The organism is Flavitalea plasmicola, assembly GCF_030546645.1.
Classification (GTDB): domain Bacteria; phylum Bacteroidota; class Bacteroidia; order Chitinophagales; family Chitinophagaceae; genus Puia.
This window is the reverse complement of the sequence record NZ_JAUOTO010000008.1, coordinates 278,701-290,832: the sequence shown is the minus strand read 5'-3', so window position 1 is coordinate 290,832 and position 12,132 is coordinate 278,701. Positions and strand designations below refer to the sequence as shown.

9 protein-coding genes are annotated in these 12,132 nt (G+C 51.7%); 7 read left to right on the top strand and 2 right to left on the bottom strand.

Annotated features, from left to right (window positions below; all coding sequences use genetic code 11):
• The first annotated feature begins 143 nt into the window (after nucleotides 1–143).
• The 6 genes from Q4E93_RS29025 to Q4E93_RS29000 all read left to right on the top strand — a co-directional run bounded on the left by Q4E93_RS29025 (nucleotide 144) and on the right by Q4E93_RS29000 (nucleotide 6,191).
• On the top strand, nucleotides 144–833 hold the full coding sequence (locus Q4E93_RS29025) for a succinate dehydrogenase cytochrome b subunit (RefSeq protein WP_303591366.1): 690 nt from the start codon (nucleotides 144–146) through the stop codon (nucleotides 831–833).
• A gap of 36 nt (nucleotides 834–869) precedes the next feature.
• Nucleotides 870–2,840, top strand: a complete 1,971-nt coding sequence (locus Q4E93_RS29020) for a fumarate reductase/succinate dehydrogenase flavoprotein subunit (protein WP_303591365.1) — start codon at nucleotides 870–872, stop codon at nucleotides 2,838–2,840.
• A gap of 5 nt (nucleotides 2,841–2,845) precedes the next feature.
• Complete coding sequence (locus tag Q4E93_RS29015; RefSeq protein ID WP_303591364.1) at nucleotides 2,846–3,277, top strand: DUF4760 domain-containing protein; 432 nt, start codon at nucleotides 2,846–2,848, stop codon at nucleotides 3,275–3,277.
• Nucleotides 3,274–3,690, top strand: a complete 417-nt coding sequence (locus Q4E93_RS29010; protein WP_303591363.1) for a gamma-glutamylcyclotransferase family protein — start codon at nucleotides 3,274–3,276, stop codon at nucleotides 3,688–3,690. The genes Q4E93_RS29015 and Q4E93_RS29010 overlap by 4 nt, the downstream gene beginning before the upstream one ends.
• 12 nt (nucleotides 3,691–3,702) lie before the next feature.
• Entirely contained in the window at nucleotides 3,703–4,467 is a 765-nt protein-coding gene (locus tag Q4E93_RS29005; protein WP_303591362.1) for a succinate dehydrogenase/fumarate reductase iron-sulfur subunit, read from the top strand.
• A 71-nt stretch (nucleotides 4,468–4,538) separates the two neighbouring features.
• A complete protein-coding gene (locus Q4E93_RS29000) occupies nucleotides 4,539–6,191 on the top strand; it encodes an ABC-F family ATP-binding cassette domain-containing protein (protein WP_303591361.1) in 1,653 nt (550 codons plus the stop codon).
• Nucleotides 6,192–6,197: 6 nt separating this feature from the next.
• Here the strand turns inward: Q4E93_RS29000 and Q4E93_RS28995 are convergent, their stop codons facing one another.
• Nucleotides 6,198–7,094 carry a hypothetical protein gene (locus tag Q4E93_RS28995; protein WP_303591360.1) on the bottom strand — a complete coding sequence of 299 codons (897 nt, stop codon included), beginning with the start codon at nucleotides 7,092–7,094 and terminating at the stop codon, nucleotides 6,198–6,200.
• A 202-nt stretch (nucleotides 7,095–7,296) separates the two neighbouring features.
• Between Q4E93_RS28995 and Q4E93_RS28990 the strand changes: the two genes are divergently transcribed.
• On the top strand, nucleotides 7,297–10,947 hold the full coding sequence (locus tag Q4E93_RS28990; RefSeq protein ID WP_303591359.1) for a DUF8818 domain-containing protein: 3,651 nt from the start codon (nucleotides 7,297–7,299) through the stop codon (nucleotides 10,945–10,947).
• A 63-nt stretch (nucleotides 10,948–11,010) separates the two neighbouring features.
• On the opposite strand, the gene Q4E93_RS28985 is transcribed toward Q4E93_RS28990, so the two are convergent.
• The gene (locus tag Q4E93_RS28985; RefSeq protein ID WP_303591358.1) at nucleotides 11,011–11,991 is read right to left on the bottom strand and encodes a hypothetical protein; all 981 of its coding nucleotides are present in this window, start codon (nucleotides 11,989–11,991) and stop codon (nucleotides 11,011–11,013) included.
• Nucleotides 11,992–12,132 lie beyond the last annotated feature (141 nt).

Below are 12,132 nucleotides of genomic sequence, written 5' to 3'. Positions count from 1 at the left end.
CCGTTTTGGTCTGTTACTACCCTGTGAGCCCCTGATGATCAGGGCAAAAAAGTTAAAACAAAAAAATTTTTAAAAGCATTCCTGTGCTAAATTTGCGCGGATAGCCCGGGTTCGATTTCATTTATATTATTAGTTGTTTAATTATGAAATGGTCTGAATTCTTTACTTCTTCCGTAGGCAAAAAGTTCGTAATGGGTCTCACGGGGATATTCCTGATCCTTTTTCTGGTGGTCCATGTTTGTGTCAATGCCTGTATCTGGGCCATGGATGACGGCAGGATGTTCAATCTGGCCGCTCATTTCCTTGGGTCCACTGTTGTGCCGAGGGTATTGGAGATAGGGCTGTTCGTCGGCTTTATCATCCACATCGTGCAGGCGTATGTGCTGGAATTGCAGAACCGCAGGAAAAGGAGCGTGGGGTACCAGGTGCCGATGGGCAATAAGGGCAGTAAGTGGTATTCCAGGTATATGGGCTGGCTGGGAACTTTTGTGCTGCTGTTCCTTGTCATTCACCTGAAGGATTTCTGGGTGCCTTCCCGTTTTGGGGAAATGCAGGAGGTTTCCTATGTTCCCGGGGTGGATGTGCATGACCTGTATGGCCTGATGAGAGATACTTTTGCCGGGCATCCGTTGATCGTTATCATCTACCTCGTAGGCTGTATTTCCCTTGCATACCATTTGATGCATGGGTTTCAAAGCGCCTTCCGGTCATTGGGGGTATCCAACAGCCGGTATGTACATCTTATCAACGGCATTGGGATCGGCTTTGCCATCATTGTCCCGCTGGCATTCGCCATGATGCCCATATCAATGTATTTTGGGTGGGTGCAATAGAAAATTTTTCCAACAACGTTTAGAAACTCATACTTCATGCTTAATTCAAACATTCCGGCAGGACCACTGGATAATAAATGGGAAGACTATAAAGGGCATGTAAAGCTGGTAAACCCTGCAAACAAGCGCAGCCTGGAAGTGATCATCATCGGCACCGGCCTGGCCGGCGCATCGGCGGCGGCTTCACTGGGTGAGCTTGGTTATAAGGTAAAGGCATTCTGCTTTCAGGATTCCCCCCGCCGGGCGCATAGCATTGCCGCCCAGGGTGGGATCAACGCGGCGAAGAATTACCAGAATGACGGGGACAGCGTGTTCCGTCTTTTCTATGATACGATCAAAGGCGGTGACTACCGCGCAAGAGAGGCGAACGTGCATCGTCTCGCGGAGGTCAGCGCCAATATCATCGACCAGTGCGTGGCGCAGGGGGTTCCTTTTGCCCGGGAATATGGCGGGTTGCTCAGTAACCGTAGTTTCGGGGGCACCCAGGTGCAGCGTACCTTCTATGCGGCGGGCCAGACGGGGCAGCAGTTGCTGATCGGCGCCTACCAGGCGTTGGAAAGGCAGGTGGCCCTGGGTAATGTAGAGATGTTTACGCGGCACGAGATGCTGGACGTGGTGGTCATCGATGGAAAGGCGAGGGGGATCATCGCCCGACACCTCATCACCGGAGAGCTGGAAAGACATTTTGGGCATGCGGTATTATTGTGCAGCGGCGGTTATGGGAATGTCTTTTATCTTTCCACCAATGCCATGGGCAGTAATGTCACGGCGGCATGGAAGGCGCATAAAAAGGGCGCCTATTTCGGCAATCCCTGCTTTACGCAGATCCACCCTACCTGTATCCCTGTCACAGGCGACCATCAGTCGAAACTGACCCTGATGTCGGAGTCGCTCCGCAATGACGGACGCATATGGGTGCCCAAACAGCAGAACGATCCACGTAAACCCAATGAGATACCGGAGGCAGAAAGAGATTATTACCTGGAGAGAAGATATCCTGCATTTGGTAACCTGGTGCCTCGTGACGTGGCTTCCAGGGCAGCCAAGGAAAGGTGCGATGCCGGCTATGGCGTAGGTTCGTCCAAGCAGGCGGTCTATCTGGATTATGCGTCCGCGATAGAGAGATATGGTAAGATCGAATGCCGGAAGCATGGCATTGACAATCCTTCCGCCGAAGTGATCCGTCAGCATGGCGTGGAGGTGGTGAAAGAGAAGTACGGCAATCTCTTCGACATGTACAACAAGATCACGGGAGAGGATCCATATACTTTGCCGATGCGCATTTACCCGGCTGTCCACTATACGATGGGGGGGCTGTGGGTGGATTATGAGCTGATGACCACTGTGCCGGGCCTGTATGCCCTTGGCGAGGCCAATTTCAGCGACCATGGCGCCAACAGGCTGGGGGCTTCCGCTCTTATGCAGGGATTGGCGGACGGGTATTTCGTCATTCCGTATACCCTCGGTAATTATCTGGCGGGCGAGATCCGTACGGGCAACATCCCCATCACGCATCCTGCATTCGAGGAGGCTGAAAAGGCTGTATCCGACAGGATCAGCCGGCTGAAGAATATCAACGGTACACAGAGTCCCGAGAGCTTCCATAAACGTCTTGGCAAGATCATGTGGGACAAGTGCGGCATGGCGCGGAATGAGGCAGGGTTGAAGGAAGCCATCGAAGAGATCCGGGCCCTTAAGGCGGAGTTCTGGCGTGATGTGCGCATTACGGGCGATATCAACGAATTCAACCCTGAGCTGGATAAGGCCGGCAGGGTAGCCGACTTCATCGAGCTGGGCGAGCTGATGTGCGTGGATGCTTTGCAGCGCAGGGAAAGCTGCGGCGGGCACTTTCGGGAAGAGATGCAGACGGAGGAAGGCGAAGCCAAGCGTGACGACGACAATTTCGCGTTTGTGGCTGCCTGGGAGTTTAAAAATGAAGGATGGGAGCTGCATAAAGAGGCGTTGGAATTTGAAGTGGCCCACCCGAGCCAACGGAGCTATAAATAGTAGTTATGACATGGACCGTATGGGTAGAATGGGGGGCAAAGGTCATTGGCGCTCTTGGAACAGGGGCAGGCGTCCTGATTGCCGCCATTAGCTATAGGAACCAGACAAGGATCAAGCGGGCGGAGTGGATCAAATCGCTCTTTGAGAAATTTTTTGAAGACCCTACTTATAAGGATGTAAGGGGCTGGCTGGATTACAACGAGCTCGCTGAAAAATTATCGGCACCGGAAAAGCGCAGCAACGAAGAGAAGTTCACGGATTTTTTGAACTTTTTTGAATTCATCGGGGTATTGTATTCCAATAAGCAGCTGACTTATAAGCAGGTCTGTGACGTATTCAATTATTATCTCAGGAAGATAAAGTCGGATGCAGATTGCCAGCAATGGATCGACCAGTATGGGTTTTCAAAATTGAAAGCTTTATTAGCGCTCTTATGAAGGAGTATCTGTTCACATATGGCACTTTGCGTAAGAACTACGATCTGAAGCTGAAAGAGCGGGTCAAGGATGCTTTGCAATATGTGGGTCAGGGGAAGATCGGCGCGGCTCTTTATGACCTGGGGCGATATCCCGGGGCTATAAAGAACAATAAGGGACCGGAAGTCATCGGGGATGTGTTCCTGCTGAATGATCCGGAGAAGGTATTCCGGGTTCTTGATAAATACGAGGGTATCCCGGCTGGCAACTCTTCGGTCCCCACGGAGTTCGTGCGTAAGAAGCATACGGTAAGGCTCCGGTCAGGAAAGGATGTCAGGGCCTGGATCTATTGGTATAATTATGACCCGGCCCATAAGGTCCGGATCAAGCAAAAAGATTACCTGAATTATCTGAAAAACAAAAGTACCACATAGCAATTCATATATATGGAACATTACACGATGAATCTCACGCTGAAAGTCTGGAGGCAAAAGAACAAGAAGGAAAAAGGCGGTTTTGAGACCTATTCCGTCAACGATATTTCTTCGGAAATGTCCTTTTTGGAGATGATTGACGTGCTCAACGAGCGACTGGTCAGGGAAGGCAAGGACCCCATCGCTTTCGACCATGATTGCCGGGAAGGCATCTGTGGCATGTGCTCCATGTATATCAATGGAAGGCCACATGGTCCCTGGGAAGGGACCACCACCTGCCAGCTGCATATGCGGGCTTTCAAAGATGGCGATACGATTGTCGTAGAGCCCTGGAGGGCCAATGCATTTCCGGTGATCAAGGACCTGGTCGTGGACCGCAGCTCTTTCGACCGGATCATCCAGGCTGGCGGGTATATTTCCGTCAATACGGGCAATGCCGTCGATGCCAATGCGATCCCGATTGAAAAGGACAAGGCTGATACGGCCTTTGCCGCCGCCGCCTGCATCGGTTGTGGAGCTTGTGTGGCCGCCTGTAAGAATTCTTCGGCACTTTTGTTCGTCTCAGCGAAAATCTCCCATCTGGCCCTGCTGCCGCAGGGAGGTCCCGAGCGTAAGACCAGGGTGGAGGCCATGGTGGCCCAGATGGATAAGGAAGGCTTTGGCAGCTGCACCTCTACCGGGGCTTGCGAAGCGGTCTGTCCCAAGGAGATATCGATCACGAATATCGCCCGGCTGAATACGGAATATGGCATAGCGGGACTTACTTCGGACAAATAGGAGATCCATAGCTTTTGGTGCTGAAATTGGCGCAATGTATCGTACCTTTGCGCCTTCAATTACGTTACCGCATGATCAGAGTGAATAATGTGACCCTTTCGTTTGGTAAAAGGGTCTTGTTTGATGAGGTCAACCTCAGCTTCGTTAAAGGCAATTGCTATGGGGTTATTGGCGCCAATGGGGCCGGGAAGTCCACTTTCCTGAAGATACTTTCAGGCGAGATAGAGCCCAGCAAGGGATCCATCGAGATCGCTCCGGGCCAGCGTATGGCGGTGCTGAACCAGAACCACTTCGCTTTCGATGAAAATACAGTCCTGCACACCGTCCTTATGGGGCATAGGCATTTGTGGGAGACTATGCAGGAGAGGGACACCATCTATGCCAAGGCTGATTTCACCGAAGAGGATGGCATCCGGGCCGGGGAACTGGAAGGTGAGTTTGGCGAAATGGGGGGGTATACCGCGGAAAGTGATGCTGCCGCCCTGCTGAGCGACCTGGGTGTAAAGGAGTCTTTCCACGGGAACCTGATGAAGGAGCTGCCCGGCGCCCTGAAAGTGCGGGTATTGCTGGCGCAGGCCCTGTTCGGGAACCCGGATATCCTTATTCTGGACGAACCTACCAATGACCTGGACGTAGAGACGATCAACTGGCTGGAAAATTTCCTGGCCGACTATGAGAACATCGTGATCGTGGTGTCCCACGACCGTCACTTTCTCGATGCGGTGTGCACGCATGTGGCCGACGTAGACAGGCAAAAAATAAAGATCTTCACGGGCAACTATACATTCTGGTATGAATCTTCCCAGCTGATGGCCCGCCAGATGTCGGATAAGAATAAGAAGACGGAAGATAAAAGAGCTGCCTTAATGGAGTTCATCGCCCGCTTCTCCGCCAATGCAAGTAAATCCAAGCAGGCTACTTCCCGTAAGAAAGCCCTGGAAAAGCTCACCATCGAGGAGATCGAGCCCTCCAACCGCCGTTATCCCGGTATCATTTTCAAGCAGCTCCGGGAGGTAGGCAACCAGATCCTCAATGTAGAAAAGCTGTCCAAGAAGGCGGAAGACGGCAGGACGCTGTTCTCCAATGTCACTTTCAGCGTCAATAAAGGGGATAAGATCGCTTTTGTCAGCAAGGATCACCTGGCTCTCACCAGCTTTTTCAATATTATCAACGGGGACCTGGCCGCGGACCACGGTAAGATCGAGTGGGGAACTACAGTCACCAAGGCATATCTGCCCAACGACAACAGTGAATTTTTCAAGGGGAAGGATATCAACCTGATGGATTGGCTTCGCCAATTTGTTCCCCCCCATGTGACGGACGTGGATGAGCCTTTTCTCCGCGGCTTCCTGGGTAAAATGCTGTTCAGCGGGGATGAGGTGCTGAAAAAGACCTCGGTCCTTTCCGGCGGCGAGAAAGTGCGGTGCATGCTTAGCCGGATGATGCTGCAGGATCCCAATGTCGTGATCCTGGACGAGCCTACGAACCACCTGGACCTGGAATCCATCCAGTCCTTCAATGAAAGCATGAGCAATTTCAAAGGTATCGTGCTGCTGACGTCTCATGACCATACATTTCTGCAAACGGTGGCCAACCGCGTGATCGAGCTGACGCCAGGGGGGATCATAGACCGCCTGATGTCTTTCGATGAATACCTGGAAGACGCCCGGGTCAAGCAGCTCCGCGAGGAGCTGTATCCCAAAGAGGCCCTGGCGAAAGTATAGGCCGTTTCAAAGGTTATAAGAACGATACCGTCTATGCGCAGGGCTGCGCCTGGTGATCCTGGGCTCGCTAAGCCGATAGTGCAGGCCCATGCCTATGGAAAAGGCTTTTGCGGCGAAATTCGTCTGAAGATACCCTGTATACCTGCTGATGGTGACATGGGTGGACGTAGAAAAATACCAGTAATGCAGGTAACTGTCAGACGCATTGTCGTAGATTTCCGGATTGGAGTAGGGGTATCCTATTACCGGGCCTCCGGAAATGCGCCAGCCAAATTCTCCATCCGGCCATTTTATCACGAATTCAGAGCTCAGGCCGATGGTGCCGTAAAAAGGATTTCGTACGATCAGCGATGCCGCGGTATCCGGCAATTTCCTCCGGACTGTCAGGTAATTTCCGAACTCCCGGTACAATGATGTTTCTACGCCCACGATACGCCATTCCGCGATCCCCATCGGAATGGTGAAATTGGCGCCGCCATGGAGGCCGACGCCTCCGAAGAATTTACCGCCCGCCTGCCTGTTCAGGATAGCTGCATTATAGAGGGGAGCAGGGTGCTGATAAGTAGCGGTGGTGGCGGTGTCCCACTTCCTTATGTCGTAACTGCCCAAGGTAAGGTCCCCGCCATAGTAGGCCTGCCAGAACCTGCCGTGATGGGCTGCGGTGAATGAGCCCCGGAAGGCTGTTACCCTGTCTTTTAGTTGAATGCCGGCGCTGCCTGAAACGAAGGCGCCATGGACGTAAAATGCCCTTTGTGCGCTGTCCTGTACCTGGGGCACAGGGTGATAGTCATTGGCGTTGCCATGGAGGGCGCTGGTGAGATAAGCTTGCTGGGGCAGGGAACGGAAACAGCCGGGCAGCACGCAGCCGGCAAACAGGATAATAGGTAATTGCCATTTTTTCATAGCAGGTGGGTTTGGGGTTTGACGAATGACAGTGATCGCATGGTAAACGCGGCATGAATAGCCGTTAAAGGTTTATTAAAGCGGTGGGGAAGCGGGCCATACAATAATTCCTAACTTTAAGCATTTTAAAGGAAACCCTAGGTTGTTGATCGTAAGGCTGCTTATACTCATATTGTTTTGGTGCGGCGTATCCTTCTCAGCGATGGCTCAACAGCCCCCGAATGGCCCTCCTTTGCCAGATACGGCTGGCCCGCGCAGGGATACCGTAAGGTTGGGGGGAGATCCGGTGGGACAGGTGAGGGATTCCGGCAGGTTGGATACGGCGAGACCGCCGGCAGCTGTCGATCCCCTGAGACGTTCCCGTCCGGCCTCCAGAGCTGCCCCGGCACGGCCTTCCGCCCGCCCTACTTTAGCCAATCTGTCCAACCTCCACCGCAAATTCATTCCAGTCAGGGAAGGGCGCATACCCATCGATTCAGCCAGTCTTGTTCCCGGAGCTTTTTTCCCAAAGGACGTCAGTGATTCGGACTATACGGTGGATTGGGTGAATGCCACCCTTTCCTGGAAACATCCGCCAAAGGGGGCGGACAGCATCCTGGTGGTCTATCGAAGCCTGCCTTACCGGCTCAATGCCCCTGCCCGGCACTTCAACTATGACAGCGTCGAGAATAACTTCATTGCCCATCCTTATGTTTTTAATGGCGGCGCCAGATCAAATGACGACAATTTCTTCAATTTCGGCAATATCAACTACAATGGCAGCTTTGGCAGAAGCATTACTTTCGGCAACAGCCAGGATGCCGTGGTGACTTCCAATCTAAACCTGCAGATCAGCGGCTATCTGGCCGACAGCATCGAGATCTCAGCGGCCATCACCGACAACAATATTCCTATTCAGCCGGATGGAACCACTGCCGACCTGAATGAGTTTGATAAGATCTTCCTGCAATTTAAAAAGAAGACCTGGGCCCTCACCATGGGAGACATCGATCTAAGGCAAAATCAAAACTATTTTCTCAACTTTTACAAGCGGATGCAGGGCGCCTCGTTCGAGACGAACAACCAGATCTCCAGGAACTTTTCGAATAAGACCCTGGTCAGTGCCGCCATTGCCAAAGGCAAGTTCACCCGTAATATCTTCCAGGGCCAGGAAGGCAACCAGGGACCCTACAAGCTGCAGGGCGCCAATGGCGAGCTGTACTTCATCGTTCTGGCCGGTACGGAAAAGGTATATATCGACGGGCAGATGATGCAAAGGGGGGAAGACCAGGACTACATCATCAATTACAATACGGCGGAGATAACGTTTACGGCTAATCGCATGATCACCCAGGACGCCCGCATACAAGTGGAGTTTGAATATGCAGACCGGAATTATCTCAATGTCAACCTTTATCTTTATGATGAGGCCGTGCTCAGCAACAAGCTGAAACTCAGGATGGGCTTGTTCAGCAACAGTGATTCCCGTAATTCCCCTATTAATCAAAGCCTGACGCCCGACCAGGACAAATTCCTCAACCGGCTGGGCGACAGCATCAACCGGGCTTTTTACCCCGTATCTACGATCGACACTTTTGCCGCAGGCAAGGTGCTATACAAGAAGGTGGATACTACCTATAAGAATGCCGCGGGTGTCATCGTGCATGATTCCATCTATGTTTTTTCCACTGATGGCAGCACTACGTTATATAACCTTTCTTTTGCGAATGTAGGCGCCGGTTATGGCAATTATGTGCAGGACCTCAATGGCGTGAATGGGAATGTTTTCCTGTGGGTGGCGCCTGTCAACGGGCAAATGCAGGGTTCTTACGAGGCGGCCCAGTTCCTGGTGACGCCCAAGACGCAGCGGGTCATGACGGCAGGCGCTGAATACACGCCGAACAAGAATACGGTGCTCAGCGCTGAAGTCGCTAAGAGTCATTATGACGTCAACACGCTTTCTTCCATCGACAAGGCCAATGACGACGGGTATGCGGCCAGATTCCTGTTTTCCAACTCGCTGCCCATGGGGCCGGCTGCGAAGGGCCGGCGGCTGACCACCAACCTGGGCTATGAATATGTACAAGCCAATTTCAAGCCTTTAGAGCGGTTGCGTCCCGTGGAGTTCTTCCGTGATTGGGGGCTGGCGCTCAATGTGGCGGCCGCTACGGAAAGGATATATAATGCGGGAATAATGCTGAGCGATAAAAAGCTGAACTCCGTCCGTTATGACGTCGCGCGTTATCAACGGGGAGATGGCTTCACCGGCATGCGTCATATCGTTACGGTCAAGCAGGACATTCACGGCTGGCGGTTAAGCGACCAGCTGAGTTTTACCAAAAGCGACAGCACTAATTTTTCAGGCTATTACCTGCGTCCGACGTTTGATGTCTCCAAGCAGCTGATCAGCCTGAAGCATTACGTGATCGGAGCGACTTATTCCATGGAGCGCAACGTGGACAGGGACAAGCAGACTGATACGGTGACTGCAACGAGCTTTTCTTTCCAGACCTTGCAGGCTTATTTGCGGTCACCCGCGGATAAGCCGGATCACTGGGGCCTGACCTTCGCCACCCGTGAAAACAGCTATCCATACGGCAAATCCCTTCTCATCGGCGACCGGAGCAGGACGTTCAATTTGTCCGCCGATATCCTGAAGAACCCTCATCACCAGTTCCATCTGAATGCCACGTACCGCAACCTGCAGATCGTCCGTACCGGGCTAACCACCCAAACCCAGGATAACAGTCTGCTTGGCCGTGCGGAATACCTCGTCAATGAATGGAAAGGATTGTTGAGAGGGAATGTCCTGTATGAGGTAGGGTCGGGGCAGGAACAGAAAAAGAACTTCACCTATTTGCAGGTCCCGGCGGGGACGGGGCTGTATGCATGGATCGATGTCAATAAAGATGGTATCCAGCAGCTGACTGAATTTGTGCTGGCGCAGTTCCAGGACCAGGCGCAATATATAAGGGTGTATACTCCCAGCAACGATTACATAAAGGCAAATTACAACACATTTAACTATAGTGTAACCCTTAATCCGCGAAGTGTGATCAACCCGGCGAACGATGTCCCTCTCCATAAATTGCTGGCCAGGATCATCCTTCAATCTTCGATGCAGCTGACGCAGAAGCAACAGGCCAAGGGTTTTGTCCAGCTCAACCCATTTAAGGCTCCTATTGATGATACGTCCCTGATCACCCGCACGATGATCGTCGTCAACACTTTTTCATTCAACAGGACGGATCCCCGGTGGGGCGTCGATCTTACCAATACCCGCAATGGCGCTAAAACACTGCTGACCTATGGATATGAGACACGCCAGCTGATCGAATGGATGGCACGCATACGGATGAATATCAGCCGGAGCCTTGCGCTGACCACAGTCTTCAGGCAGGGGACCAATCAGCTGAGCAACACCGGCCAGAACTTCGACAGCAGCAATTATCACCTGCGGCAATGGTCTTCCGAACCCAGCCTCACTTATACCCGGGGCGCCAATTTACGCATCGGCATGGGCTATAAGTTTAGTTCCAAGCTGAACGAGCCGGAATTCGGGGGACAGAAATATACATCCGGGGCCTACAATGTGGATTTTAAATATAACATCGTCCAGAGCACCTCCATCCAGTCGAAATTCACCTATAATGAGATCGCTTACAAGATCAAGGATGGCAATGCCAGCACTACTTCATCCATTTCTTATGTGATCCTGGAGGGGCTTTTACCTGGTAAGAACTATTTGTGGAATGTTGATCTCACGAAGAAACTGGGCAGCAGCCTGGAGCTAAGCCTTCAGTACGAGGGGAGAAAGGCTGGCGAGACGAGGGTCGTGCATACGGGCCGGGCGGCATTGCGGGCGTTGCTATAAAAAGAGAGAGGCTGTCTTACGGGACAGCCTCTCTGGATATATTATTTTCATAGATCTCCTATTCTAGCCAAACAGGCCACCTTTCTTCAGCTCGCGAGTGCCTTCTCCAATCTTGAAACCATTGTGGTAGATCTCGATCTTGTAGTTGCCTTTAGAGAACTCGCTGTTCTGTTTCCAGGCAAACTGTACAGACTTGGACTTACCGGATTCGAAATCTACAGGAACCTTAGCGGTGTAGACCTTATCTCCTTCATCGCGGGTGGAGAAAGTGCCGGAACCCAGTGCAGGTACGGAGATGGGCTTGCCATCAGGACCGGTGATACAAACATACACATCGGTCTGACCTGTCTGAGCGATACGATTTGATACGTCGAAACCAATTACCAGCTTGTTTACTTTACGGGCTGTGGTGGTTTCTTTGTCCTTGCCATCCTTACGCTCGTGCATCGGCGTTACAGAGATGTTGGAAGCATTCAGGGTAGAGGCTACGTCTACTTTCTTTTCGAGGTCCTGCTTGGCCGTAGTGGTGGTCTGCAGGTCCGTGGTCAGCTTTTCCTTGTCAGCGGTGAGCGCCGTCTTATCGGCTGTCAGCTGCTGGTTGTCCTGCGTAAGCTGAGCGATCTGCTGTTCCATGCTGCTGACCTTGTCATTCAGTTCCTTGATCAGGTCTTCGGCTTTCTTCTTTTCGGCCTCGGACAAATGCTGTTTGTTCAACAGACCCCGGATCTGGCCTTTCAGCTTGGCGATCTGGCCATTACCTTCAGCCAGCTGGCCTTGTAATTTGTTGTTGGTGCCGGTGAGGGAGTCCAATCTTACCAGCGCGTCATCGAAATTCTTTTGTAATTGTCCTTTTTCGTCTGTTACTTTAGAAATTTGAGCTTGCTGTTGGGTTTGCACCTGCTCCTGTTTGTTATTGTTCCAGAGCAAATAACCCCAGGTACCTAAGAAACCGGCGGCCAATAAGCCAATCACCAGGTTCTTATAGTCCTTTTTAGGAGGTTGACTTTGGGGAGTCGCTGATGGATAATTGGTTGTCGTACTCATGGTTTATTGTTTTTTCAATAGTTATGAAATAAAGATTACTAATTGGAGAATACTATTTTTGGGTTCTAATTCTCCATTAGTCTAAAACCGTGCCAAAATCATTTTATTGTGTTGGAGGCATTGATTGTTATAGATTTATGT